The sequence below is a fragment of the Microbacterium sp. HJ5 genome, from assembly GCF_054824025.1.
In genome coordinates this window covers 1-25112 of record NZ_JSYE01000052.1, presented here as the reverse complement: position 1 = coordinate 25112, position 25112 = coordinate 1, and the positions used below count along the sequence as shown (strand labels likewise).

The following is a 25112-nucleotide window of genomic DNA, read 5'->3' as shown; positions in this document are numbered from 1 at the left end:
AGACGAGGAGAGGGTCGCTGGATGAACGCTTTCGCGGATGTCGTGCTCGACGCGCGTGCACACAGCGCGCACGGTCTCGCCGTGGCGGACACCAGGGGCTCTCTCACCCACGCGGAGCTCGTGGCAGCCGCCCGAGCTGAGGCCGCGACGATCCGGCGGCACACCCGTCGCCCGTCTCCCGTTGCGGCGATCTGCCTGCCGCTGTCCACCGGCTCCGTGGTGAGCCTGCTCGCCGCGATACTCGGGGACTACTCCATCTGCTTTCTCGACCCGACGGCTGCCGCGGATCGGCGCGAAGCCGTCCTCAAGGCGCTGCGGCCGGACGTGATGATCGACGCGCACGGGGTCCGGCGGTCAGCCGAGGATGGTGCCGCCGCCGCGATCGCCGAGCCTGGCTATGTCGCGCGGTCGTCCGGGTCCACCGGAGGCGGGCCCAAAGCCGTACTGGCCTCCTGGTCGGCCATCGCCGCATTCGCTCCGGCCGGCACCGAGGCGCTCGAGCTCGACCACGACGCCACCTGGGCGGAGGTCTCCCACCCCGCCTACGACATGGCGATGACCAACCTGCTGCTCGCGTTGGCGAGCGGCGCCGCGATACACCTCTCGGGCGCGCTGGGCGATCAGCTCCGTCCCCTCCGCTTCACCGATCGCGTCGCGGCGACCCACGTGCGCCTCGCGCCGCGATTCATCGAGCTCGCAACAGCGGAACGCCACCCTCCAGGCGGGACTGCACTGCGCGTGTGGGGATCCGGCGGTGATCGCCTCCACGCCGCGCACGCAGATCAAGCGTTCGCGTTCGGTGTCCCCGCAGTGATCAACACCTACGGCACGAGTGAGACACTCGGGTTCGCCAGCTCTGTCCGGCTGGGTACCGCCGGCACCGTGCCGTCGCTGAGCGGCTGCGCGCCGATCGGTCGCGGGCGAGTCGGTGAGTGGACGACGCGCCTGGTCCAGTCCGGGGCCGACCGCATGCTGAGCATCAGTTCGCCGCATCTGCCCAAGGGATATCTGTTCGGCCTCGCCCCCGACTATCCCCGATGGGAGCGAACGGACACCGTCGTGACGGGAGACATCGGTGCGCAGGTCGAGGGGAGCCTCTTCTGCCTCGGAAGGGCAGGGCGACACGTCAAGCGCAACGGCAGCTTCGTCGGACTGGATGAGATCGACGTCGTCCTGCGAAGCGCGAGGGCCGTCGCCTCCTACACGGTCGTGACGCTCTCGGGCGACCTCCTGAGTATGGTCGAAGGGGAAGCGGGACAGGTCGACGGGCTCCGTCGAGAGTTGGCTGCGTCGCTGCGACCGGAGTCCGTCCCGGATGCGGTGGTCGCCGTTCCCCGGCTGCCTCGACTCACGAATGGGAAGATCGATCAGTCGGCGGCCTCCACGCTCGCCGAGTCCCTGCTCTCGCGAGGGGAGGGGTAGCGTGCCGGTCGAGTTGAACCCCATCACCACGGCTGACCTGCCCGCCGTGGCACGGTTCATGCACGAGAACCTCAACGCGAGCGTGAGCACTGACGCGTGGATCACTGCGCTCAGAGTTCCGTGGACGGTGTCGGCGCCGAATCACGGATACTTCCTCAGTAGCGATGGGGAGGTTGCGGGCGCGTATCTGGCCTACTACTCGGAGCGCACAATCGATGGAAAGCCCGTGCAGTTCTGCAACCTCGGCGCGTGGTGCGTGCACGACAGCCACCGCGCTCAAGGGCTGCGGCTGTTGATGTCGCTTCTTCGCCAGAGCGGCTACCACTTCACCGACTTCTCCCCCAGCGGCAACGTCGTCCCGCTGAACCGGAAGCTCGGTTTCATCGATCTGGACACGACCACGAGGCTCCTGGTCAATCTCCCGTGGCCGACGCGCGGGGGAGCACGGATCAGCAGTGCGCCGGCCGAGATCGAATCAGTGCTCGTGGGCCCGGAGCGGAGGATCTACGAAGACCACCGTGCCACGAGCGCGGCTCGACACCTCCTGCTGTTGAGCGGCGACGAGTCCTGCTATGTCGTCTTCCGCAGGGACAGCCGGAAAGGCATCCGAGCCTTCGCGTCCATGTTGTACGTCGGCAACAAGCCGCTGTTCCAGCGGATGATCCGTCCCGTGGGGAGCCACCTGCTTCTGCAGCACGGCGTCGCCGCGACGCTGCTGGAGAGTCGTGTGGTGGGGGAAGCACCCCGAGGCTCGATCGCTCTCACCCGTTCGCGACCCAAGATGTACAAGAGCGACGCCTTGACTCCGGATCAGATCGACTACCTCTACAGCGAGCTCACGTGCCTCGAGTGGTGATCGTCCCCGTCAGCGGCGCGTGAGAAGGAAGGCGAAAAGACAGTGACATATCGACCTCGGTTCGAGACCCGTGACGGTGGCATGCTGCTCGGCGGAATGTCCGTGGAGCGTCTCGCCCGACGAGTGGGGAGCACCCCGTTCTTCGCCTACGACCGTTCGGCGCTCACCGAGCGGATCGCGCTCCTGCGTGCAGAGCTTCCGGACGACCTCGAACTCAGCTACGCGGTCAAAGCCAACCCGATGCCGGCGCTTGTGCAACACCTCAGCGGGATCGTCGACTCGCTCGACGTCGCCTCCGGGGCCGAGATGAAGCTCGCTCTGGACACGCCCCTCCGCGCGGGGGCGATCAGCTTCGCCGGGCCCGCGAAGTCGAACGCGGAGCTGTCGCAGGCGGTCGCGGCAGGGGTGATCATCGAGGTGGAGTCGCCGACGGAGGCGGACCGGGTTTCTCGGATCGGCGACGAGATCGGTGCCCGTCCTCAGGTGGCCATCCGTGTGAACCCGGACTTCGAGGTGAAGGGATCCGGCATGCGGATGGGGGGCGGGTCCCAGCAGTTCGGCGTCGACTCGGAGGACGTGCCGTCGCTGATTCGAAGGCTCGAACTCGCGCACGTCGACCTGCTCGGGTTCCACGTGTTCGCCGGCTCACAGAATCTGCACACCGACATCATCCTGGACGCGCAGATCAAGACGGTCGACCTGCTGCTCGAGCTGGTCGATCAGACCAGCTCGCCGGTGTCGTACCTGAACCTCGGAGGGGGCCTGGGCATCCCTTACTACGACAACGACGCCCCGCTCGACCTGCGCGCTGTGGGCCGGAACCTGGGCACCTGCTGCGTGACCGGATCCGGCCGACGCTTCCCAAGGCGCGCGTCGTTCTCGAGCTGGGTCGCTACATCGTCGGCGAGTGCGGCGTGTACGTGACGAGGGTCGTGGACCGGAAGGTCTCGCGGGGCAAGACCTTCCTCGTCGTGGATGGGGGCATGCACCACCAGATGGCGGCGTCGGGGAACTTCGGCCAGGTGATCAGGCGCAACTATCCCATCGCGGTCGCTGCACGGCTGGATGCAGAGGACGTCGAGCCCGTGCAGGTGGTGGGTTGCCTCTGCACGCCGCTGGACCTTCTCGGAAACGGGGTTCACCTGCCGCATGCCGAGGTGGACGATCTCATCGTGCTGTTCCAGGCTGGGGCCTACGGTCTCACCGCGAGTCCGACGGCCTTTCTCAGCCATCCTGCGCCGCAGGAAGTGCTCGTATGATCGCCCGCCTCGTCGAATCACCGGGGGAAAGAACATGAATGTCAGCAGCGCCACTCTCGACAGCGTCAAGGCCGTCATCGTGAGAACGCTCGAGATCTCCGATCGCGCCGACACTCTGGATGCCGAGACCGCCCTCTTCGGCAGCATGCCCGAGCTCGACTCGCTCGCGCTGCTCGAACTCGCCGTCTCGCTCGAGGAAGAGTTCGGGTTCGTGATCGCCGACGAGGACTTCACGGAGGACGTGTTCGAGACGATCGGATCGCTCGCGGAGTTCGTCGAGCGCCGGCGAACCTGACGGCGCCCTTTTCGACTCAGGCGTCCCGGGCGCTGCAGGCGCGCTTCACCGCGGCGGCGTGCCCATGCACCATGTCGGCGACGCCGGTGCGGATCGCGGGCGGCACCTCTCGCACCGGATCGGCCCGGACGCGGCCGGCGACCACCGCGAGGGCCTCGGCGAGCTCGTGACGATTCGGCTGACGGCGTGACCGGCGACGTGCCGCCCCCACCCGCGCGTCGGTGACCGCGGCAGATGCGCCGGTGGCGTTCGCGATGAGTATCGATCGGGTCGCGTCGAAGGAGACGAGCTCGGCGGCGCCCCCGACGTCGCTGAGGACGAGCGGCAAGCCGGTGGCGGCCGCTTCGGTCGCGGCCACGGCCCAGCCCTCGAAGAAGGAGTTCAGGAGGAACGCGTCGGCCGCCGCGAGCAGGCTCCGTGCGTGGGAGCTGCCCAGCAGGTGGACGCGGTCGGCATGCGGACTGCAGCGTCGGATCGCATCGGCACGCCGCATCTCCGCCCAGTCGGACGCGTCGCCTGCAAAGACGAAACGCGCGTCGGTCAGCCGGGTGTCGAGTGCGTGGAGGAACGAGGCGACCGTACCGGCGACGTTCTTCTGCGAGTCGTAGCGCGCGAGGCAGACGAACACGACGTCGTCGCCGAGCGGCACGCCCAGCACGCGCGCGAGCGCGTGCCGGGCCGCCGCGCGCTCGTCGGCTGCGGCAGGCGGTGGCGCGGGAGCCCCGTTCGGGACGACCCGGAGCTTCCGGGCCTCGTCGAAGGGGAGGTGGCGGGCGTGGAAGTCGCGCACGGTCTCACTCACCGCGACACCCTCCGTGGACCGCCGGATCAACTCGCGGAACGCCGCCCACCTCCGGCGGGTGAAGTGGATCTCGGTGTTGTGCATCGCCGTCACGAGAGGGAGGCCGCTCTCGGCCGCTGCCGCCTCGATGTAGCCTGGCGCGCTGTGCAGGGCGATGGCATCGACGTCGCGGAAGGCGGCAGCTGCCTCGCCGCGAGTGGCCACGGCGCGCACGTCGATCCCACTCGCGCGCAGTCGCGCGGCTCGCACCCCATCCCCGCGACAAACGACCACCGGCCGCACCCCCGCGGAGGGGAGTCCGGCGGCGAGCATCTCGACGACGAAGCCGACGCCGCCGACGTCGAGGCCGTCCGTTGCGAGCGCGCACGTGATGGCGGTGGTCGTTTCGGGCACCGCGGCGACAGCGCTCGCGGTCCCCGCCGACGCGACCGGCGCGAGAACGGGAAGCGGCCGGCGGAGGACCCGGGCGGTGATCCTGTGGACGTATCCGTACCGGATGCGCGGTGGCAGCAGATCCGTCACCGTGACCACCGCGCTGTAGCTGCTCGCCGCCAGCTGCGCGCGGAGGTGCCTGAGGCGCAGCGGGCCGGTCACGTCGCGTCCGACGCGGTGCGCGCCGCGCGAGGCGGCCGCAGGAGTCCCGCGAATGGCCGGCTTCGGGTGTCGGACCACAATGGCCGGAGTGTCGCGGCGGGGACGCCGATCAGCACCCAGACACCGATCTCGTGCATGTGCCCCACGACGTGCGGGAGGTGTCCCAGCGGTCCGAGTGCAGCGATGTCTCGACCGTCGGCGGCGCTGATCAGGAGGAGCTCCGTCGGAGCGCGTTGCTCGATGGCTTCTCGCGCGGCGGCCGTGGAGACGGTCGCGACGGAGAAAGGCTTGCCGAACCGGACCAGGCCATCGGCCGAAGTGGGTGCGCCATCGCCCGTGGCGAGGTCGAGCGACCGCAACGACTTCATATGGCCGCGTGCGAGCGTCTCGTCGATCAGGATTCGGACGTCTGCGAGAACGATGGGGCTGGAAGGCGTGATGCTCGAAAGCGCTCGGGCCTCGAGCGACTCGCCCCACCAGAGGCGCGCGCTTCGCATGCGCCGCAGCTGACGGCCTATGCCGCTCGGCGGGTCGCCTCCCCAGATGGTGCCGCAGGTCGTGCGGAGCGGAACCAGGCCGGGGTACAGCTCCCCGACTCTGTGGTGGGCGAGGTCGAGCGCTTCGAGATTCGTCGTGAGACTGTTGTGGGTGAGTGGGATGTCGAGAGCGACGGCGCGCAGACCCGCGCTCCGTGAGCGCGCGCAGTACTCGACGCCGTACGCGTGCCAGGCGAGCAGTGGATCCTCGCTCAGCGGTTCCTTCAGAACGTGTTCGCGGCGCACGAGCAGGAGCACTTCGTCGAGCGTGTCGACATCTCGAGGTTCGGTGACCACCTCTCCGATGGGGACCACCCGGTCGCGGATGCGACCCAGAATGCGACGACGCGAGTCGATGCCGACGGCTCCTGCGATCCCGATGGCGGGGTCAGCGACGATGACCGCTGCCGCCTCCTCCAGCGCGACGAGTGAGTGCAGAACGACATCCTGGTGGACGAAGGCGATGACGTCGTTCCGGGCGCGTCGCGCGCCGTGGTTGAGTGCCGCTCCGGCGCTCGGGAACGGGTTGCCCCGGTTGTCGATGGCGATGAGCTCGGTCTGCGGGGCGGAGTCGAGTCCGTCGCGGATCGATTGGGCGAGGCACCGTTCCAGCACCTCGGAATCGTTGTACACGCACACGATCGAGGTCGGTGTCCGCGACGCAGGATCGGACTCTGGCATCGGCCACCCCCAGGGTGAGACATCGCTCAGCATCTCCGTGGGAATTCTACTCGCCGAGGGAGAAAAGGCCCGGTTCAACGTCGATTCTGTGTCTGCCGGACCCGATGGTCGAGACGATGAAATCTCTCTCACACGGCATTAGATGTCGCTCATCTGGCAGGTCGGGAGGCAGTGGCCCGCCTAGCATCGCCTGTGCCTCCCCCGAGAAACCCCCTGGATGTGTCATGCAAACCCGAACCCAGCGTCGCCGTGCCCGTGTGCGTGCCTTTCGTGCACGTTTGGCCCTCATCCTCGCTGCTGTGCTCGGCCTGACCACCCTGGTCGCCGCACCGGGTGTGGCAGCTGTGGCTGCTGCGGGCGCGACGGTCGGCATGTTCGCCGATGACCTGACTCCATCGGACGCCGCGTCGGGGAGGGGCCGCGCCATCGAACTCGGAGTGAAGTTCTCGCCGACGCGCGACGGGGCCGTCACGGCGCTGCAGTACTACCAGGGTCCAGCCGCCAGTGGTGTCAGGCACGCGACACTGTGGTCCTCTCGAGGAACCCCGCTGGCGCGCGTGGCGTTCGCGCCGACCACGACGGTGGGCTGGCGCACGATCGAGCTGGCGCAGTCCGTCAGACTGCAGGCGGGCCGGAGCTACACAGTGTCCTACCACGCGCCCGAGGGCCGTTACCCGGTGACCGAGCGAGCCCTGACGGCCAAGCGCACCACGAACGGATTCGTGCTCGAACGCGGCGCCGGCGTCTACCGCTTCGGCGACAGCCGCTTCCCCAGCCGCTCTGCGCGGGGGTCCAACTTCCTCGTCGACATCGTCTACCGGCCGGACCTGCCCTCGACGGCGCCCAGCCCGACGGCGACTCCGCGCCCCACCGCGACGCCGACCCCGACGCCGACCCCGACTCCGACCCCGACTCCGACGCCGACGCCGACTCCGACCCCGACGCCGACAACGCCTCCTACGACTGCTCCCGGTCCAGGCGTCGGCACGCAGAAGAACTGCATCGTCCTGCCGAGCGCATGCGGGTACCCGGACGAGACGAACACCGGGGTGGCGAACCGCGCCGCACTCATCCGCGTACCGCAGGATGCGACCAGCGGCTCGGGGTGGACCTATCGGTCGGACATCCGCGCGGTTCAGACCACCGGCAATGGCGCGGTCATTCAGAACCTGAGCATCGACAAGGGGATGATCATCGTGGCGCACAGCGGCGTCACGCTCCGCAACATCTACCTCGATGCGGGGGGCTACTATCCCATCGACTGCGACTACACGGGTGTCACCCGGGACGCGCACAGCTGCCTCGGGCTGACGGCTGAGAACATCGAGGTCAACGGGACGCCGGCCTGCCAGGCGGCCATGGCCTTCCGCGGCTACACCGCACGGAACCTGTACGTGCACGGCTGCCTCGACGGTTTCAAGGCGGAGAAGGACGTGGTCATCGAGAACAGCTACGTCACCGCGCTCGCGGTGATCGACGGCTCGCACAACGACGGTGTGCAGATGACCGCCGACGGCAACATCGTCGTGAAGCACAGCACCTTCAAGCTGGGGAACCAGTCGGGCGTCAATGCCGTCTTCCAGATGGGCACGAAGGATCGGGGCGGCAGGGATGTCACGATCCAGAGCAACCTCATCGACGGGGGCGCATGGATGCTGAACTCCACGCCGATCACGAACATCGTGGTGAAGGACAACCGCTTCACCCGCCGCGCGGTATACGGCATCGGCGACGTGAGCGGTGGTACCTGGACGGGCAACATCTGGGACGACACGCTGGCGCCGATCCCCCAGAACGACTGACTCCACTCACCGCCTTCGCGGCGACGACTCGTGCCGGCTGGATCCGAATCCAGCCGGCACGAAGCTTTCGCCGGTAGCCTGTCACCTGTGCGGCCAATGGGGGCCCGCCTGCCCGGATGAGGAGGCGGTCGTGACGGTGCGAGAGATCCTGGGCGTCGTCGCGCGGCGATGGTATACGTCCGTCTTCGCGTTCGCGGTCGTCGTGGTGCTCACGTTCCTGATGCTGCAGGACGGCGGCATCTACACGACGCGCACGGTGGTCGATTTCCGGTGGCCGGGCACCGCGCGACTCGACCCGCTCAACGGCTTCGCCGACGAGAGCGTCATCGCATTCGCGGGCCTCGTGGCCCAGAAGGTGAACATCGGCCACGAGCCGGATCGCTATGCGACGGATGAAGCTCCTCTGTACGGCGCGGGCAAGCGCGAGGCCGAATTCGTCGAGGTGGCGTTCGTGGGGAGCCAGTTCGCCTCGGCGTATCCGGACGCGGCGATCGAGGTTCACGTCATCGGACGTGCGCGAGAATCGGTGGAGGCGCGACAGAAGGCATTGGTCGACGATGTCCTGCAGACGGCCATCCGCCTGCAGGAAGAGGCGGACGCCGTGCCGTCGCATCTGATCACGCAGGAGGTTCGACCGCTGTCGACGCGGATCGACTACATCTCGCCGTCCTGGGTGAGCAAGATCTCGGCGTTCGCGGCGATGGCCGCGGCCGGAGCGATCACGGGCGTCGGCGTCGCGTTGTTGTGGGAGAAGGCCAGCCTTCGCCTGCATCGAAGCAACCGGCGGGGGCGAGTGGAGGCGCAATGAAACCCGCGGATGTTCTTCAGCTCCTTCGGCGCCGTTGGTACATCGTGCTTCCGGGGCTGCTGTTGGCCGTTGCCGCCGTCGTGGGGACGTGGGCTGTCGTGGGCCCGCAGTACGAGCGCACCGGGACACAGATGCTTCTGCCGGGTGCGGCGAACCTCCCCGAGGGGGCGACAAACCCCTTCCTCTTCATCAGCGGGCTCCAGATCCCCGCGGACGTCCTTGTGCAGTCGGTCGGCGACCCGATCGGGCTCGCCGCCACCCTGAGCGACTATCCCGACAGTGAAGTGGTCGTCGAACGCGCCACGGGCTCGGCGCCGATCATCCGAACGATCGTGACGTCCCCGAGCGACGCCGAGGCCGAGGCGCTGCTGGCGGTGGTCATGAACCACGCCGTCGAGGTCCTGGACGACCTTCAGACGTCGGAGAACATCCCCCCGGCATCCCGCATCGAGATCGTCACGCTGACGACGGATGTCGAGAGCACGCAGCTCCAGCGCACGCGCATCGTCTCCGCCGCCGCCGCCGGCATCGGTGTGCTGGCGGTCACGCTCGGGCTCACTGCACTCGTGGACGGGCTCGCAAGACGCAGACGGCGTGCGACCTCAGCCGTCGATGCCGCCGAGTCCGACAAGGACGCGGTCCTCGACTAGCCAAGGCGGGGCATTGCAATGAGCGAGCGTCACCACGGGTCGATTCCTGTCTCGGCGGTCGACCACATCGGGATCGTCCACAAGCTTCCCTGGGACGCGGCGCGCCTGGTGATCGTCTACGTGGTGCTGCTCTACGCGGTGCCGTCGAATGTGACGATCAGCAGCATGGGAGCTCTGGGGCGGCCGCACTTCCTCTGGGGGCTCGCGATGTTCGCGTTCTGGGCGGTCTCGCGCCTCCAATGGCGCAGCGTCGACGTCGTGAGCACATGGCAACCCGTTCGTGTCGCGTTCGTCGTGTTCTTCGTGATCGCGCTGGTGAGCTTCGCTGAGGCGATGCTGCGCGGGCAGCCCGGGGATCAGGTCAGCCAGCTGATCACGTCCATGCTCAGGCTGTTGTCATGGGCGGGGGTGCTGCTGGTCATCATCGATGGGGTGCGCACGATGCGCGACGTCTCGCGCATCATCCGCGTCGTAGCCATCGGTGCCGCGCTGCTCGCCCTGCTCGCGCTGCTGCAGAGCTTCACCGGTCAATCGTACGTGGACTTCTGGGGATCGATCCCGGGACTCGCCACCGGAGACGGCGGCATCGCCGAGCGCGCCGGACGGATCAGGCCCGCAGCGACAGCGACCCACCCGCTCGAGTTCGGCACGATCCTCAATGCGGCGCTGCCGCTCTGTGTCGCGGGCGCGCTCTCGCAGGGCTTCGGCAGGGGGCGGGCCAGAAGCTCTGTCGCGTGGTGGTGGGGTGCGAGCGCTCTCCTGACCGTCGTGGCTTTGATGAGCGTTTCCCGCTCCTCCATCATCGGACTCGCCGTCGCGGTCGTTCTGATCGTCCCCGCGATGCCCCGGAGGACTCGTCTGCTGGTCGTCTTGGGTGGTTTTGCCGTGATTGCGGTGATGGTCGCTCTGACGCCGGGACTCGTCGGTACGACGCTCAGCCTCTTCACCAGCACTGATGGAAGCACGCTGTCCCGCACGGGCGCACTCGAAAGGCTCCCGGGTTTCGTCTCGGCGTCGCCACTCATCGGCATCGGGTTCGGCACGTTCCTGCCCCGTTACTACGTTTTCGACAACGGGTGGGCAGGGCTTGCGATCGAACTCGGGATACTGGGTGTCGTCGCGTTCGCGGGCCTGATCGGCGCAGCTGTGTGGAGCGCATGGCAGGCGCGGCGCAGGTCCGAGTCGCCTCTCGTCGGGCTCACGGGCCACGCAGTTGCCGCATCGGTGATCACGGCCGCAGTTGTCCTCGCGTTTTTCGATGGCCTCGCTTTTCCGATGTCGGGAGGGTTCCTGTTCGTCATGATGGGCCTCTGCGCGGCAATCCGGTCGGTGTCCATGGTCGAAACGCGGGCCGTGGGTGTGGCGATCGCCTCCGATGCTTTCGAGGAGTCGACGGAGGTGCGCCGACAGAGCCGCCGGGTCGCGCGTTCGCTGCCGGCCAAGCGCGCCGCCTCGTAGTCAATCCGCTCGCGTGGCGCCGGTGACGACTCCGATGCGCTCGACGAAGGTCTGCTCCAGGGTGCGCACGTAGGTCTTCGTGAGGTGCGAGCCGTCGGACCAGACCAGCACGCCGCCGATGACCACAGGGCAGTCTCCCGTGCCGGGGCACACGACATCGGTGAAGTCGACCGTTCGCACGCCCGGTGCGCGCTGTACTCCCGCTGCAAGCGGCTCGTTCGCCGCAAGCGCCGCAGCCCGCGGCAGACTGCACCCCGACGCGCCGCGGGCTCCGAGACAGGACGGGACGTCTCCGATGCCGGCGAGGTTGGCGTTCGGGGTGTCTGCGATCACGATCACCTGGGACCCCGCGGCAGTCAACTGGTTCCAGGCGGCGGCGTACTCCGCTCCCACGCCAGCGGCGGTCTCCCGGAACTGCGCCGATCCCGGGTCACTGCTCGTCTGATCAAGCGCGTCCCAGCCCTGCGCGGATACGAGTACGAACTCGTACCCCTTCTGCGAGAGTTCAGCGAGAGTCGCCTGCTGCCAGCGGGCACAATCGCGCACCGTGGACTGAGGGAGTCCGGCTTGCGGCAGGAACAACGGGCACGCCCCCGCGAGGTAGGTGGTGACGCGCCACCCGTACGCCTCGGCGGCCGCTTCCACAGCGAGCAGCCATTGGGTGGCATGCGAGTCGCCGACGAGCGCGACAGGGATCCCGTCGGCGGGACCCCGTTCGCAATGGTGCTCCATCGTCGGTGCGACCTGGCAGCCGTCGAGCGCGGACTGGTCCCTGCCGGCGATCAGCAGACCCGGCACGAAGTCGGTCTGCGACCCCTCGGACGGGCAGGAGTCCGATGTCAGCGATGCCGCACCATGGCACGGGGAGGACTCCTCTTCGGCGGCAGCGACGGCGTCACGCTGCGCGGATGCCTCGGACTCGACGAGCGCCAACGGCGGCCACGCGAGCAGCGCAACCGCCAGCATCCCGGCAAGCGCTCCGACCATGGTTCTGGACTCCAGACGCCTCGGAGCGGAACGTGCGTTCGGCGTGCTCCCGAGGCGGATGAAGGGGATCTCGACGTAGGTGCGGGTGAGCCAGGCGAGCACGAGCGTCGCGATGAGGATCGCGAACTTCCCGACGGCGCTGCGTGTCGCATCGCCCAGCGCGAGCGGGACGAGGATCAGCAGCGGCCAATGCCAGAGGTAGATGGCGTACGACCCGTCGCCCACGCGCTGGACCGGTGCGAGCTCAGCCACGGGTTGGAGGCTGAGCACTCCACGAGGCTGGTTCGCAGCGATGACGAGCAGAGCACCGACGACCGGCACCAGCGCGATCCACCCGGGGAACGCGGTCGTGCCACCGTAGGTGATGGCAGTCACCACCATGAGCGCAAGGCCGAGCCACACTGCGGCGATCCGGATCCATCGGGGAAGACCGCCCACCCACGATGACGGCAGAAACGTCAGCAGGGCGCCCAGTCCGAACTCCCAGGCGCGTGTCGGGGTCGCGAAGTAGGCCACGCTGGGATCGGAAGCCGTCCACACGACTGAGGTGACGAAACTGGCGGCCGTGATGCCGGCGAGCAGCCAGAACGTGATGCTCCGATGGGCGGTCCGGGCGACGAGCGCGCCGGCGACCAGGATCAGCAGTGGCCAGACGAGGTAGAACTGCTCCTCGGTCGACAGCGACCAGTAGTGGTTGGCAGGGTTGCTGGCGGCCACGCTGCCGCTGAGGTAGTCGGTAGCCGTGGCCGCGAGGAACCAGTTCTCCACGTAGAACGCGCTCGCGATGATCGCACCGAGGTCGATGGGCCAGTGGGGCTTCGGCACCCAGATGATGATGCCGACAGTGGTGACGAACAGGACGAGCAGCGACGCGGGAAGCAGCCTGCGGATGCGCCGGCCGTAGAACCCCATGAGTGACAGTCCGCGCGGGCCTTCGGCCATTTGCCGCAGGTGCGCGGTGATGAGGAATCCGGAGATCACAAAGAACACGTCGACGCCGACGTATCCCCCCGGAAGCAGGGTCGGCCAGAAGTGATACACCACTACGAGGATGACGGCGATCGCTCGCAGCGCCTGGATGTCGGCCCGGAACCGGTCATCGGATGCCCCGCGACGGGGGCGCGCGGGTGCGTGCGGGAGCGGTTGCGCCGCAACCCGCACCTCGTCGAGCGCCGGCACGTGACCGGGACCGGAGGGCGCAGTCATGTCGGCCTGCTTCGCGCTTCCCGGAGCGGCTGCGCTGAACTCGGCGACGGGGCATCCTCCGGCCGCGCCCGGGAGCGCGCGGCCGCGGCGTCCGCGATGAAGCGGAGGACAGTCTCGTCGGTCGAGGTGTTCGACTGAACGTGGATGGCGAGATCGTCCGGAGCCAGCGTGTCGACGAATCGGTGCGCGGCAGCCATCGTCAGCGGTGTCGGACCCCAGTGACTGTGACTCAGGCTGCGCTCACCGACGAATGTCCGCCGGGCGGGCTCGGCGAGCAGCATCGTGTAGGTGCCGTAGGTGATGAACTCGGAGAAGTCCAGGCTCTGCCCTATGCAGTCCTGCCAGTGCCGACCCGTCGTCGTCTCGATCCTGGCGAGCATGTCCCGCACCAGGGACGGATCCCAGCTCACGATCCCGGCGATGTAGTCCGGCGAGTGGCTCTCGGTCTCGGCGACACCCAGCAGGGCGAGCGCCTTCGCGCGCTGCGCGAGGTGGCGCCTCATGTCCGGGGTGATGCCGTCCGGCAGCCGGTACAGGCGCACGACGCCGTCGCTGGTCCGGAAGGTGGACTCGTCCACAGGACGCACCAGGAGCACATCCGAGTCGATGATGAGGGCGACATCGACCTGCAGCTCCGACACGACCGCGAGCTTGACCATCTGCTGCAGGATCCAGCCGCGGATCGGAGGCCAGGGCCGAGTGGCGTTGAGCGCCGCGATCCGGAACCCCCGCGGGAGGCGGGGGATCCGCGCGAGCCTCGTCGCCGGGATGAATCGCTTGGGCAGCGCCGCCCGCTCGCTCACAACGGTGAGGCGAGCGGACCCGATCGACTCGAACAGCGGCGCGTCGATCGCCGGCACGGCCACGATGTGCTGCGTCGACGGGTTGGTGTGTTCGAGAACCGATGCATGCAGTCGTGCGAACGACCGTAAGTCCGGCTTGTGGCTCGTGGTGACGATGGCAAGAGTCATGGCGACGCGCTCCCTCCGCCGTCATTCGTCGCGCGAGGTGCGGCAGGTTCGGAGGCCTTCGGCAGCGTCGACCACGACTTCGGCGAGACGATGGTGGACAGGATCGCCCGATGCCCTGCGTCGCGTGAACGCACGAAATGGTTCAGCACCGCCACGCCGTGGAACAGTGCTGTGCCGACAGGACCGTGATGACTCTCGAAGTACCGGATGCGATTGACCGCGAGCAGTCTGTCGAGCTCGACGGACGCGCCCGAGCCCCCTTCGGAGTGGCGGACCACCGCAGAGGGCTCGAACCACGTCGCATACCCCGCTTCGCGGGCGCGGCGGAAGTAGTCGGTCTCCTCGGAGTAGAGGAAGTACCGCTCATCCCAGTCGCCGACGGCGTCCGCGGCTCCTCGCGAGATGAGCAGCGCGGCGCCGGTGGCCCAGTCGATCCGATGGGCTGTCCGGTACTCCCGAGGCGACAGGACGACCTCAGCGAGGGCTGCGGGACGTCGTCGGAACCGACCGCCGAAGACCGCATCGCCGAAGGAGCGCAGCACGCTCGGCTCGCGCCGCAGCGAGACGGTGCGCCGATCGCCGCCGTCGAGGATCGTCGGAACGACGATGCCGACATCCTGCTGCCCCAGGCGCTCGCGCATCGCCGTGATCGCGCCCGCACCGATGACCAGGTCGGGGTTGAGGACCAGGATGGCGTCGGCGTCGCCGACGGCTCTCATCGCGACGTTGATGCCGCCCGCATAACCGAGATTCCCCCCTGTCTGCAGCGTGACGACATCGCTGTGCGCCCGCGCGGCCGCGATGGTGTCGTCGGGGGACGCGTTGTCGGCGACGATCACGCGCAGCCGATGGTCGCCCGACTCCTGCCGCAGCGATCCGATCAAGCGGTCGATGTGGGTCGCACTGCGGTAGGTCACGACGATGACGCAGACGTCGGCGCGGTCGCCCATACCGACGAACCGGCCGGTCTGCGACGGCTTGTCGCCTGACACAGCCACGAGCTCACCAGCGGACTGACGATGCCGGTTGTCCATGTGTCAGTCCTCACCGTCGGGCATGCGATAGTTGTCCCCATGTCCGCGCCGACGCGACGCCAAGTGGGGGTGCTCTGGGCTCTCGGCGTCTACGTGGTCGTCGTCGCCGTCGTCGTGCTGAGCCCGGTGTCGTATCGCTCGATCGTGCATGCCATCGGCGATGGGATCCGCGACGTCCTGGGCGTCTCGCCGTTCGGCACGGGATGGATCGAGTTCGGCGCGAACATCCTCATGTTCGTGCCACTCGGGCTCCTGCTCACGCTCCTGCTCCGCAATCACTGGTACGGCGTGGTGCTGGCGCTCGTGCTGTCGGCGGGCGTCGAACTCGCGCAGATCGTGATTCCGTCCCGTCAGCCGAGCCTCCGCGACATCGTTGCGAATGTCCTGGGTGCTGCGGTCGGCGCGGCGCTCGCCTGGATCTTCGTGCTGCGACGACGACAAGCCCACAGATCCGACGCTCCGGACTGACGGAGCGACGGGCCGCGCAGTCGGGCACATGACGCTCATGGACGCACCACCGACGGCGACCATGCGTGCTCGATGAACACCTCTGGGACACCCGACCCATCGGTTCTGAGCGACCATACGTCGGTGTCGCCGGACTGATCCTCGCGGGGCATCCCGTAGAGAATCGTGCTGTCATCGAGCCACTCGATCTGATCGTCGACGCTGCGGGACTCCGTCAGCGTCCTGACCTCGCCCGTCGCGAGGTCCATGATCGCGGGCGTCCAATACGCGGTCGGACCCGATCCGGCGGTCACGCGCTTGAACGCGATACGCGTGCGGTCCGGCGACAGAGACGGGCACTCGACCCCCTCGGCGACGGTTGTCAGCGTGCGCGTCGGAATGTCGCCGTGCACCAGGTACGTCCGGCCGGACCCCGTCATTCCGACCGTCGCATAGAACGTGGTGTCGTCGACGAAGGTCACGCCCCAGAAGTTGCGGTCGATCGGCGCGCTGGCCGTGCCGTCGACGATGAGCGTCCACTCTTCGAAGTCGCCGAGGTCATCGCCGGCATCATCGTGGATCACCGTCTCGGTCGAGAACCCGATTGTCGCGTACGAATGGCCCGAGACGAACGACGTCGTCGCGATCCGCGCGCCGTCGTCCGAGATCCGGGTTCGGCTGGGGATGCCGGGCAGCGGCCAGGTGAGGACGACCGTGCCGTCGTTCGCGTACAGCGACGCCGAGTACGAAGGGACGACTCCCCGCTCGGTCCGAAGGCACGAGAACTCGTCGTCGACGGCGTCGACGCGATCGCACGCGACTTCGGTGACGGCCCTGGGACCGGTCGGGTCCCCGAGCGGCACGCTTGCGACGAGTCCGTACCCATCCCCGAAGGCCGTGTTGCGGAAGACCACCCGGTCGCCTGAGGCCCACTCCGTCGGCGCGGTTATCGCGACCGCGCTGCGGGCTTCCAGACGGAGCCGGGACTGCTGCCAGGCGACGAGGCCGAGGACGGCGGTCGCGCCGAGCGCGACGACGGAGAGACCAGCCACGAGGAGCCACTTCACGCGATCGTTCACGGCTCGCCGACCTCCGCGGGCAGAGCGTCGGAGTCGCTCGCGACAGCCAGCGGGCGCGTGACCGAGAGGTACGGATGGAGGAGAAGAGCGACGGCCGGAATCGCGACGGCGAGCAGCCCTGCGACGATCAGCATCGATGTCTCGGGACCAACGAGGTACCAGAGGACACCGAACCCTGTCGCCGCCAGGAAGCGGGTCAGCGCGACGACCGTCTGCGCGGCGGCGATGCCCGTCCCGCGCGTTTCGGGCGACGTCAATTGGCTCGCCAGCGCCGCCAGCACCCCGTCCGTGGAGGCGTAGAACCCGCCGAGGAGGGCGAGGCACAGGATGATCGACGCGACATCGGCGATCGGCGTGGCGGCGATCACATACGCGGCCAGCAGCGATGCGTGACCGAACACGAAGACGCGGGCTCGCCCGACGCGATCCGACAGTCGGCCGAGTGGGATGGCCAACGCCAGGAAGGCGAGGTTCGTCCCGACGTAGAGCAACGGAAACCACTGCGCGGCGAAGTCGCTCCGCGACTGGAGCACGAGGTAGACGAAACCGTCACCGATCGTCAGCAGCCCGAGGAGTCCTGCCGCCGCGAGGACACGGCGCATGGGGCCGGTGGTCACGGCGGCCCAGTCGAACTTCTTTCGCACCCGCGAGGCCGCCGGCGCGGCGGCATCCGTCACTGCTTCGTCGTGCGCGGCGCGCGTGCGGACGTTCGGCACCACGAGCCCGAGGATGAGCACGCCGATGAGCGCGAACGCGAGGGAGGCGACGAACACGGTGTGGAAGCCATCGGGAATCGCCAACAGGATGAAGAACGCGATGAGCGGGCCGATCGCCGCGCCGATGTTGTCCAGCGTCCGATGCACGCCGAAGGACGTGCCCAGGATCTCGGGCTCCGATGCGGCCGTGATGAGCGCATCGCGTGGTGCCGTGCGGATGCCCTTTCCGATGCGGTCGACCGCGATGACCGCGGTGATCGCGGCGAATCCGGAGGCGAACAGCAGGCCCACGCGCGCCACCGCGGCGAGCGCGTACCCCACGAATGCGACCCACTTGGGCATGTCGTACCGGTCTGAGGCGTAGCCGCCCACGATGCGCACGACGGCGCTGACGCCTTGGTAGAGGCCGTCGATGAACCCGAAGGCGATGGTCGACAGCCCCAGCACGCCCGTGATGTAGAGGGGCAGGATGGCGGCGACCGACTCCGACGAGACATCCGTGAGCAACGAGACGATGCCGAGCGTGACCACGGTGGAGGACACCGTTCGCGCACCGCGGTTCCTCCGCGGCGGATCGCCGACCTCGGATTCGGCTTCGGGTGCGGGCGAGTTGGAGAAGGAGATGTACAACGGGCGCCTCAACTCGTTCTGAAGACGCCGTAGACCGTATAGACGGTGCCGGTGCCGGCGGACGCGCTGAAGGCCAGCGAGAGCGAGGAGTGCGCGTCCGAGTACGACGCGTCCGTCCCGCCGCTTGCGCCGGCATCGGCGAGCCCGAGGTCGCCCCACAGGGCGCGGTAGTACTGGCTCACTTCGTCCGGTGTCGCGTCGGTGCGAGCCTGCAGAGTGACCTGCATCGTGCTCCCCTCGGTCGCGATGGAACTCTGGAGCACGTTCGAGGGTGGCGCCGGCCCCATCACCTCCGCGGGGAAACCGTCGACGAGTTGACCGGTTGCCGACCCGGTCTCCGGCAGCGGTGCGCTCACCAGCGGGGAGGGGGTTCGGAGCGGGGGAAGCCGATCGGTCGGCTGAGCCGTCGCGTCGGGCGTCTGCACTTCGCTGCCCATCGTCGGCGTTGCCCCGGGGAGCGGTCCCTGAGTCTGAGTCGAGGCCGGGGACGGAGCGGTCGCCGCATCCGTCGCGTCGGGTGCGTCTGAGCTGCCCCCCGTCATGAACAGCCAGAGGGCGAGGGCCATTCCGGCCGCCACAACGGCTCCGACGATCCACAGCACGCGTCGCATGGCGGGTGTGAGGCCCCGGCGCTCGCCGGAGTCCGGTGCGATGCCCTCGGTTCGGTCCCGCGGGACCGTCCCCTGCTCTTCGCCCATGTCGCGTTCCCCAGACTGCGATCCGGCGTCCCTCGACGGGATGCCTCTTTTCCGGCCGTACCGCGTGCGCGGTCGGCTACCTCATGCGCTTGACGGTGCTGGCCAAGACGTTCCTCAGCTCGTGCATGCCGGGCCGACGTCGAGCGATACGTGCCACGGAGTCGACGGTGTCGGCGGCAGTGACGCTGTAGCGCGCCTGCATCCATGCGCTTCTCCGGGCCGGGTACCGGTCACTGGAGTAGACGGTCCGGTAGCCCGCGCTCTTGAGGCGCCGCAGCGCGGTGCGGTCGTAGCCGCCGAGGGGGAACGCCGCCTCCGTGATCGTCGCGCCGCTGGCCTCTTCGAGGGCCTTGCGCGCCTCGAGGAACTCTCGGCCGGCCTCGACGTCGGTGAGGTCACGCCATGTGGTGTGCGTCCATCCGTGGGAGCCGATCGGCATCCCAGCGGCGCGCAGCCCGCGAAGATCGGCGCTGTCAAGGCTCGCCGGATCGTCGAGCCGGCCGGCGAGGGGGAAGAACGTCGCGGTGAGCCCGCGGTCGCGAAGAGCCGGCAGTGCGACGTCGACGTCGGATCGGTTGCCGTCGTCGAAGCTGAGCCGCACGTCCTCGAGCGGCGCCACCAGGTCGAGCACCCTCAAGAAGATGTCTTGACTCATCCAGTACCCGGCTTCCCCGGGCTCGTGCTCCCGTGGGCAGATTCCGACGCCGTGGAAGCAGAGATTGACGATCATGGCTGAGCCTCGATCCACGAGGGGGTTGCGACGCGTGTGGTCTCGTCGCGGCCCCAGGCGCTTCCCGCAGGCCGGGTGCGACGCGCGCGGAGCGCCGCTGTCACGGTGATCAGCAGATAGGGCACCGCCGCGAATGCCAGGTGAGGATGCGGCACGACCACATCGCGCAGCCACGCCCACCTGTCCGACTCCCTCACCGATGCGTCGACCTCGCCGGCCGCTGCTGCCGATCGCATCTCGGCGTTGCCACGACGCACGCGCACGAGGCGGTTCACCAGCGCCCTCGTCGTGCGCGGCGCCTCCACGATGACGACGACATCGTCGGCCTCGGCCTTCTCGGCGGGCGAGAACTGGGAGTCCAGGAACAGGTCATCGGCCGTCAGGGACGGGAACCGGTCGAACCGTACACGGCCGGACTCGGAGATCGCGATCATTCCGCGCCCGAACAGGCCGTCCCGAAAGGCGGGGAGGCGCCCGTTGATCGCGAAGTACGCCCGGACGGGCAGCGGGCGACCGGATGTCTCCATCCTTCGTCGTGGCACGGCCGCGAGCGCGCCCTCCTCGAGGAGCCGCTCGAGCGCGGCGATGCCGTGGGCGGGCACGCGGATGTCGGCGTCGAGGTACACCCTGGGGAACCCGGTCGCCTGCTCATCGCCGGCGTTGAGTGCTCCCGGCTTGCCGGGCTCGGCGCGTTCGACGACGATGGCGCCGCGGTCGCGCGCGATCTCGGCCGTGCGATCGGTGCAGCCGTTCGCGCTCACGATGATCTCGGCATCCGAGCTTGTCGCGTGCCGAAGCGCATCCAGACACGGCCCCATGACCGTCTCCTCGTTGTGCGCGGCGATGATGATGCTCACCATGCGCGGGCCCCCCTGCATGAGTGCCATCCGCCCTTCATCGGCCTCGTCCGCCGGTGCTGTGCGCTGCCGTGCGCGCTGCCCTGGGGATCCGCGGCCGCCGCCCGGTTGGGGGAAAGGGCACCTGCCGCGTGCGCGTCCTCCAGTGTGCACCTGGTGAACGGCGACGGCGCGCGACCACGGATCCGGCTGGCTTCGGCCGACGACGCCATTGTCGTCGGCCGAATTCTCTCGACGGCCATCAGTACGCCCCTCTCGGCGTGATCATCACCTTGGCGGTGCGCCACATGATCATGAGATCCGTTGCGAGCGACCAGTTCTCGACATAGCGGAGGTCGAGCCGCACGCTGTCGTCCCAGGACAGGTCGCTGCGACCGCTGATCTGCCACAGCCCGGTGATCCCGGGCTTGATGTACAGCCGCCGGCACGCGGTGCCGTCATAGGTCGTCGCCTCGCTCGGAAGCGGAGGCCGTGGGCCGACGATGCTCATGTCGCCACGCAGGACGTTGAGGAACTGGGGCAGTTCGTCGAGCGAGTACTTCCGGAGCACTCTTCCCACCCGTGTGACACGCGGGTCGCGCTTGATCTTGAACAGCGGGCCGGATGCCTCGTTCCCGACGAGCAGCTCCTCGCGCCGCTCTTCGGCGTCGACGGTCATCGTGCGGAACTTCAGCATCGAGAACTGGCGGCCGTCTCGGCCCACGCGCTGCTGGCGGAACAGCACGGGGCCGTCCGAGTCGCCCTTGATGAGCACGGCGAGCAGGGGTGCGAGCAGGGCGATGGGCACCAGCGCGAGCAGGGACAGACAGATGTCCAGCCCCCGTTTGATGGCGTGCATCCCCCCTTCGAACTCCGGGATCTTGACCTGAACGAGCGGGAGTCCGTCGAGGGGGCGGAGGGAGAGACGGGGGCCCGCCACGTCGGTGAGCCGGTTGCAGAGGACGAGTTCGGCCGCGCTCCCCTCCAGCTCCCACCCCAGCCGGCGGACGAAGTCCCGGTCCTCGTGCGGCGTGCTCGCAACCACGATGGCGTCGGCGCCGGTGAGCCGGCCGTACGCGGCGGTGCGATCGACGGTGCCGACGACGGGATACGCATGTCCGTCGACGTGGATCGGATCCTCGCCGCCGTCGGTGGTCGTGGCGCCGATGACGCGGTAGCCGTGGTGCGAGTCGTGGACGAGTCGCTCGATGACGTACTCCACGTCGTCGCGTGTGCCGGCGACGATGACTCGCGAGAGGCACTCGCCCTGCGCACGCTCGTGGATCAGCCGCTTGCGCCACAGCCAGCGCTCTACGACCAGCAGCAGCAGTCCCAACGGCAGTGCGACCACCAGCTGCATCCGCAGCCCCGGCAGCTGGAAGACGAGGAAGATGATCGACAGCAGTCCGAAGGCGAGGCCGCTCGCGTGTGCGACCCGTGTGTACTCCGTCGCGCCGGATCCGAGGACGGCCGGTTCGCGCGAGCGGATCAGCCACAGCAGGACCAGCCAGGAGCCGCCCACCAGCACGGCGACGCGGAAGGTCGGGTCGAACGTCGTCGCGCGGGACAACCCGGCGAGACCCAGCACCTCGGTCGCGGCAACGGCGCCCGCCACCGCTGCTGCGTCGGTGAGGGCGAGTCGCCGCCTGTGGCGGCGCTCCCATTGGCGCCTTCGCTCCAGCGAAGGCTGCACGCGCGGCGCGATCGCCGCGGGCAGGAGGCCCGGCCGTGGAGGGCGCGGAGTCGCCGGGAGACGACGAAGGTTTCGGGTCCCTTCGTCGTCGCCCGAAGGCGACTCCACGCCGGTCACGGTCGGCTTCAGGCCGCGAACCACCGTACGCACGTCAGTGCGTCCTTTGTAGCCATATCATCCCCAGGACATGCGCGAACGACGACCCCGTCGTTCCATCGATCCCCACGCGTCGGCTCGATCGGTTTCGGGTTCGATCGAACTGTAGGACCCCCAGGTCCCGTCGCGCGGTGCCACTGTACTCCCGGCCACGGTGGAATGGAAGATCCAATTTGACGGGGGCCGATCAATCCTGATATGGCCTCGTCGCGACCCCCCAACCTGGGCCATATGCGGAGTCGAGCATGGTAGCGTCCGGCTCATGCTGCCCCCGGACTGGATCGAGCACCGGCGGCCCGACGGAGAGGTCCTGGGCTGGATGGTCGCCGACGGCGACGGGTTCCGTGTGCATGACCTCCTCGGGCGCGAGCGCTCGGCAGGGCCGCTGGAGTGGCTCGACGCGGAGGAGCTCCTCGATGACCTGGGCATCGGCTACCTCGCCGACCGGTGGACGCTGCGGTTCGCCGACGGCAGCGAGCGACCCGTACGCATCTCCGAGGCGAGCCCCCGCGGTATCACGGTCGTCGCCGACGAGTTCGGCATGGCGTCGGCCGTGGGCGCCGAGCTGGAGCGCTTCCGACTGACGTTCCCGGCGCCGGCGGAGCTGCGGCCCGAGCGCTGAGCGCCCGCTCGCTCTGACCCGCGCGGGCCGACCGAGCAACCGCGTGCGCCGAGCGCCGGCGCACAGACGAAGGGCGCCCGGCGGCCGAAGCCACCGAGCGCCCTCCGATCAGCAGGTCAGCTCTGGGCTGCTGCCAGCGCGTTCAGCGCGGCCACGACGTCGGAGCCCGGCAGGCCCGACTTGCGCGCGGCGTTGTCGAGCTGCGCCTGGATCGCCTTCGCGCTCGACCCGTCCGCAACCAGGACCTCGGCCTCGGCCACGTGCTTGCGCACCTGGGTCAGGGCCTTGCCGCTCAGCGAGCCGTCGCGCTCCGCCTGGTCGATGTACGACTTGACGACCGCGAAGCTCGGCGCGTGGCCGTACTTCGGCTGCGCCTGCGCGTTGAACGCGTCGAGCACGTACTCGCCGGCGGCGGCGATCTCGTTCTCGCTCAGGTGCTCGCTCGGCTGAAGCGCGAGGCTGTCGAAGCCGCGGCCGATCTCGTTGCCGTAGACGTTGCCGTTGTACCAGTACGTCGACCAGTAGCCGCCGGTGACGAGGCTCGTCGCACTCATCGGGCCGCGGTCGAAGTACGCGATCTCGACCGGGTTGGCGCTGTCGGTGAAGTCGAAGATCGACAGACCGCCCTGATACCAGGCCTGCACCATGATGTCGCGACCGGGCACCGGGATGAGCGAGCCGTTGTGGGCGACGCAGTTCTCCTGCGCCGTCTGCACGGCGGGCATCTTGTAGTAGCTCGCGAACTCGAGCTTGCCGTCGACGATGTCGAAGATGGCGTTGGCGCCCCAGTTCAGCGGGTCGGTCGAACGGCAACGTGCACCGCTGCCCCCGCCCCACTCATCGGTGAACACGACCTTCGTTCCGTCGTTGTTGAACGTCGCCGAGTGCCAGTACGCGAACCGCGGGTCGGTGACCGCATCGATGCGCACCGGGTTCACCGGGTCGCTGATGTCGATCAGGATGCCGTTGCCCTCGCACGCGCCTGCCGCGAGCCCGATCTCGGGGTACGCGGTGATGTCGTGGCACGCGTCGGTCGCCGAGGTGCTCTGGAACCCCTCGCCGTGACTGCCGCCGGGCCAGAGGCCGGACGGGCTGCCGCTCTCGGCCGCGAACAGGCGGGCCTCGTTGACGACCGCGGCGGCGGCCGGGTCGGCCAGCGGAACCTTGATGACCTCGACCTGGAAGCGGGCGGTGTCGATCGGGTTGCCGTTGGCGTCGAGGTGCGACGCCTCGGTGTTCGCGTTGGTCGGGTTCACGCAGCCCTCGAGCGCGGTGGTCGTGGTGCGCACGCCCGCGGTGCCCGAGACGTAGACGTAGACGTTCTCCGCGTCATCCGGGTCCTCCACGACGGTGTGCGTGTGCGACCCGCGGCACGTCTGGACGGCTGCGACCTGCACCGGGCTGGTGATGTCCGAGATGTCGAACACGCGCACGCCGCGGAAGTTCTGCGGGTCGGTCGCCGAGACGGACGTCGTGCCGCAGTCGAGGCGGCCGGGGGCCGACTCGACCGACATGAACAGCAGGTCGCCGAACACCGACACGTCGCCCTGGCCACCGGGGCACACGAAGGTGCCGGTGAGCGCCGGGGCCGCGGGGTCGCTGACGTCGTAGATCTGGAAGCCGTAGTAGTTGCCCGCGATCGCGTAGTCGCCCGTGAAGGCGAGGTCGGAGTTCGTGGTGAACGGCGAGGTCTTCTGCTGCGCCGACAGCAGGGCGATGTTGCTGGCGGCCTGACCCGCATCGTGGAGGCCTGCGGAGAGCCCTTCGCGGGGATCGCCGTCGACCGTGTCGGCGGCCGCGGCGGTCGCCGTGACCATCGTCATGCCGAGCGTCAGCGCTCCGATGGTGGCGAGTATTCGTGTGGTTCGGCGCGATCTCTGGGGTGATCGTGTCTTCATGCGGTGTGGCCCTCCCAAATCAGCATTGCGTCATCGATATGTCGGTCTGTCACTCAGGCCGAAGTGCATTCCGAAAGCTTCTGGAGAGCCGCCGGACGCACTTCGCATACTTCACGGTTATGCAGTTGTATGAGTTGGAATGTATCGGCGGGCGATGAGTTACCGCTACCGCAATCGTTAATTCTTCGTTTCGATCGCTCGATTTCATCGCCCCAGCAACGCAAGATGGATCCACCCCCCCCCCCG

Annotated in this window: 23 protein-coding genes; 11 read left to right on the top strand and 12 right to left on the bottom strand. The window is 68.7% G+C overall.

Annotated features, from left to right (window positions below):
• Nucleotides 1-21: 21 nt before the first annotated feature.
• Genes OB08_RS16245 through OB08_RS16225 form a run of 5 tightly spaced genes read left to right on the top strand, consistent with a single transcriptional unit; the run spans nucleotide 22 to nucleotide 3832 of the window.
• Nucleotides 22-1422, top strand: a complete 1401-nt coding sequence (locus OB08_RS16245) for an AMP-binding protein (RefSeq protein WP_461476571.1) — start codon at nucleotides 22-24, stop codon at nucleotides 1420-1422.
• A 1-nt stretch (nucleotide 1423) separates the two neighbouring features.
• Nucleotides 1424-2278, top strand: a complete 855-nt coding sequence (locus OB08_RS16240; protein ID WP_461476569.1) for a GNAT family N-acetyltransferase — start codon at nucleotides 1424-1426, stop codon at nucleotides 2276-2278.
• Between the two features lie 42 nt (nucleotides 2279-2320).
• Nucleotides 2321-3202 (top strand): type III PLP-dependent enzyme domain-containing protein, encoded by an 882-nt coding sequence (locus OB08_RS16235; RefSeq protein WP_461476567.1) that lies wholly within the window; start codon nucleotides 2321-2323, stop codon nucleotides 3200-3202.
• Between the two features lie 8 nt (nucleotides 3203-3210).
• Complete coding sequence (locus OB08_RS16230) at nucleotides 3211-3537, top strand: hypothetical protein (RefSeq protein ID WP_461476565.1); 327 nt, start codon at nucleotides 3211-3213, stop codon at nucleotides 3535-3537.
• A 34-nt stretch (nucleotides 3538-3571) separates the two neighbouring features.
• Nucleotides 3572-3832, top strand: coding sequence for an acyl carrier protein (locus OB08_RS16225; RefSeq protein ID WP_461476563.1), 261 nt, complete (start codon nucleotides 3572-3574; stop codon nucleotides 3830-3832).
• A gap of 16 nt (nucleotides 3833-3848) precedes the next feature.
• Here OB08_RS16225 and OB08_RS16220 read toward each other — a convergent pair whose 3' ends face one another.
• Together OB08_RS16220 and OB08_RS16215 are read right to left on the bottom strand one after the other, a co-directional pair.
• The gene (locus OB08_RS16220) at nucleotides 3849-5228 is read right to left on the bottom strand and encodes a glycosyltransferase (protein WP_461476561.1); all 1380 of its coding nucleotides are present in this window, start codon (nucleotides 5226-5228) and stop codon (nucleotides 3849-3851) included.
• Nucleotides 5225-6445 carry a glycosyltransferase gene (locus OB08_RS16215; RefSeq protein WP_461476559.1) on the bottom strand — a complete coding sequence of 407 codons (1221 nt, stop codon included), beginning with the start codon at nucleotides 6443-6445 and terminating at the stop codon, nucleotides 5225-5227. Before OB08_RS16215 ends, OB08_RS16220 begins: the two co-directional genes overlap by 4 nt.
• Nucleotides 6446-6723: 278 nt before the next feature.
• Between OB08_RS16215 and OB08_RS16210 the strand changes: the two genes are divergently transcribed.
• From OB08_RS16210 to OB08_RS16195, 4 genes are all read left to right on the top strand, one after another.
• Nucleotides 6724-8247: a DUF4082 domain-containing protein gene (locus tag OB08_RS16210; protein WP_461476558.1), complete on the top strand. Its 1524-nt coding sequence runs from the start codon at nucleotides 6724-6726 to the stop codon at nucleotides 8245-8247.
• A gap of 220 nt (nucleotides 8248-8467) precedes the next feature.
• Nucleotides 8468-9055, top strand: a complete 588-nt coding sequence (locus OB08_RS16205; RefSeq protein ID WP_461476556.1) for a hypothetical protein — start codon at nucleotides 8468-8470, stop codon at nucleotides 9053-9055.
• The gene (locus tag OB08_RS16200; protein WP_461476554.1) at nucleotides 9052-9705 is read left to right on the top strand and encodes a hypothetical protein; all 654 of its coding nucleotides are present in this window, start codon (nucleotides 9052-9054) and stop codon (nucleotides 9703-9705) included. Before OB08_RS16205 ends, OB08_RS16200 begins: the two co-directional genes overlap by 4 nt.
• Before the next feature lie 18 nt (nucleotides 9706-9723).
• Nucleotides 9724-11163 carry an O-antigen ligase family protein gene (locus tag OB08_RS16195; RefSeq protein ID WP_461476552.1) on the top strand — a complete coding sequence of 480 codons (1440 nt, stop codon included), beginning with the start codon at nucleotides 9724-9726 and terminating at the stop codon, nucleotides 11161-11163.
• On the opposite strand, the gene OB08_RS16190 is transcribed toward OB08_RS16195, so the two are convergent.
• The 3 genes from OB08_RS16190 to OB08_RS16180 are packed head-to-tail and all read right to left on the bottom strand — an operon-like array spanning nucleotide 11164 to nucleotide 15361.
• On the bottom strand, nucleotides 11164-13356 hold the full coding sequence (locus OB08_RS16190) for an acyltransferase family protein (RefSeq protein ID WP_461476550.1): 2193 nt from the start codon (nucleotides 13354-13356) through the stop codon (nucleotides 11164-11166).
• Nucleotides 13353-14327: a DUF6492 family protein gene (locus tag OB08_RS16185; RefSeq protein ID WP_461476548.1), complete on the bottom strand. Its 975-nt coding sequence runs from the start codon at nucleotides 14325-14327 to the stop codon at nucleotides 13353-13355. Before OB08_RS16185 ends, OB08_RS16190 begins: the two co-directional genes overlap by 4 nt.
• On the bottom strand, nucleotides 14324-15361 hold the full coding sequence (locus OB08_RS16180) for a glycosyltransferase family 2 protein (protein WP_461476546.1): 1038 nt from the start codon (nucleotides 15359-15361) through the stop codon (nucleotides 14324-14326). Before OB08_RS16180 ends, OB08_RS16185 begins: the two co-directional genes overlap by 4 nt.
• 39 nt (nucleotides 15362-15400) lie before the next feature.
• Between OB08_RS16180 and OB08_RS16175 the strand changes: the two genes are divergently transcribed.
• Nucleotides 15401-15829: a VanZ family protein gene (locus tag OB08_RS16175; protein ID WP_461476544.1), complete on the top strand. Its 429-nt coding sequence runs from the start codon at nucleotides 15401-15403 to the stop codon at nucleotides 15827-15829.
• 35 nt (nucleotides 15830-15864) lie between these two features.
• On the opposite strand, the gene OB08_RS16170 is transcribed toward OB08_RS16175, so the two are convergent.
• The 6 genes from OB08_RS16170 to OB08_RS16145 all read right to left on the bottom strand — a co-directional run bounded on the left by OB08_RS16170 (nucleotide 15865) and on the right by OB08_RS16145 (nucleotide 22190).
• Nucleotides 15865-16887: a TolB family protein gene (locus tag OB08_RS16170; protein WP_461476542.1), complete on the bottom strand. Its 1023-nt coding sequence runs from the start codon at nucleotides 16885-16887 to the stop codon at nucleotides 15865-15867.
• Nucleotides 16884-18233, bottom strand: a complete 1350-nt coding sequence (locus OB08_RS16165; protein ID WP_461476540.1) for an MFS transporter — start codon at nucleotides 18231-18233, stop codon at nucleotides 16884-16886. The genes OB08_RS16170 and OB08_RS16165 overlap by 4 nt, the downstream gene beginning before the upstream one ends.
• An 8-nt stretch (nucleotides 18234-18241) precedes the next feature.
• Nucleotides 18242-18931, bottom strand: a complete 690-nt coding sequence (locus OB08_RS16160; protein WP_461476538.1) for a hypothetical protein — start codon at nucleotides 18929-18931, stop codon at nucleotides 18242-18244.
• Between the two features lie 76 nt (nucleotides 18932-19007).
• Nucleotides 19008-19661 (bottom strand): polysaccharide deacetylase family protein, encoded by a 654-nt coding sequence (locus OB08_RS16155; RefSeq protein WP_461476536.1) that lies wholly within the window; start codon nucleotides 19659-19661, stop codon nucleotides 19008-19010.
• Nucleotides 19658-20548 (bottom strand): glycosyltransferase, encoded by an 891-nt coding sequence (locus OB08_RS16150; protein ID WP_461476534.1) that lies wholly within the window; start codon nucleotides 20546-20548, stop codon nucleotides 19658-19660. Before OB08_RS16150 ends, OB08_RS16155 begins: the two co-directional genes overlap by 4 nt.
• Nucleotides 20549-20759: 211 nt before the next feature.
• Nucleotides 20760-22190 (bottom strand): sugar transferase, encoded by a 1431-nt coding sequence (locus tag OB08_RS16145; protein WP_461476532.1) that lies wholly within the window; start codon nucleotides 22188-22190, stop codon nucleotides 20760-20762.
• A gap of 418 nt (nucleotides 22191-22608) precedes the next feature.
• Here OB08_RS16145 and OB08_RS16140 point away from each other — a divergent pair, with 418 nt between their 5' ends.
• Complete coding sequence (locus OB08_RS16140) at nucleotides 22609-22968, top strand: hypothetical protein (RefSeq protein ID WP_461476530.1); 360 nt, start codon at nucleotides 22609-22611, stop codon at nucleotides 22966-22968.
• A 116-nt stretch (nucleotides 22969-23084) separates the two neighbouring features.
• On the opposite strand, the gene OB08_RS16135 is transcribed toward OB08_RS16140, so the two are convergent.
• A complete protein-coding gene (locus tag OB08_RS16135) occupies nucleotides 23085-24791 on the bottom strand; it encodes an LVIVD repeat-containing protein (protein ID WP_461476528.1) in 1707 nt (568 codons plus the stop codon).
• Between the last annotated feature and the right edge of the window lie 321 nt (nucleotides 24792-25112).

Coding starts and splice junctions, on each gene's coding strand:
- OB08_RS16245 (WP_461476571.1), top strand. CDS start 22: ATGAACGCTTTCGCGGATGTCGTGCTCGACGCGCGTGCACACAGCGCG.
- OB08_RS16225 (WP_461476563.1), top strand. CDS start 3,572: ATGAATGTCAGCAGCGCCACTCTCGACAGCGTCAAGGCCGTCATCGTG.
- OB08_RS16215 (WP_461476559.1), bottom strand. CDS start 6,445: ATGCCAGAGTCCGATCCTGCGTCGCGGACACCGACCTCGATCGTGTGC.
- OB08_RS16205 (WP_461476556.1), top strand. CDS start 8,468: ATGCTGCAGGACGGCGGCATCTACACGACGCGCACGGTGGTCGATTTC.
- OB08_RS16200 (WP_461476554.1), top strand. CDS start 9,052: ATGAAACCCGCGGATGTTCTTCAGCTCCTTCGGCGCCGTTGGTACATC.
- OB08_RS16195 (WP_461476552.1), top strand. CDS start 9,724: ATGAGCGAGCGTCACCACGGGTCGATTCCTGTCTCGGCGGTCGACCAC.
- OB08_RS16190 (WP_461476550.1), bottom strand. CDS start 13,356: ATGACTGCGCCCTCCGGTCCCGGTCACGTGCCGGCGCTCGACGAGGTG.
- OB08_RS16185 (WP_461476548.1), bottom strand. CDS start 14,327: ATGACTCTTGCCATCGTCACCACGAGCCACAAGCCGGACTTACGGTCG.
- OB08_RS16180 (WP_461476546.1), bottom strand. CDS start 15,361: ATGGACAACCGGCATCGTCAGTCCGCTGGTGAGCTCGTGGCTGTGTCA.
- OB08_RS16175 (WP_461476544.1), top strand. CDS start 15,401: ATGTCCGCGCCGACGCGACGCCAAGTGGGGGTGCTCTGGGCTCTCGGC.
- OB08_RS16160 (WP_461476538.1), bottom strand. CDS start 18,931: ATGGGCGAAGAGCAGGGGACGGTCCCGCGGGACCGAACCGAGGGCATC.
- OB08_RS16155 (WP_461476536.1), bottom strand. CDS start 19,661: ATGATCGTCAATCTCTGCTTCCACGGCGTCGGAATCTGCCCACGGGAG.
- OB08_RS16150 (WP_461476534.1), bottom strand. CDS start 20,548: ATGGCACTCATGCAGGGGGGCCCGCGCATGGTGAGCATCATCATCGCC.
- OB08_RS16140 (WP_461476530.1), top strand. CDS start 22,609: ATGCTGCCCCCGGACTGGATCGAGCACCGGCGGCCCGACGGAGAGGTC.
- OB08_RS16135 (WP_461476528.1), bottom strand. CDS start 24,791: ATGACGATGGTCACGGCGACCGCCGCGGCCGCCGACACGGTCGACGGC.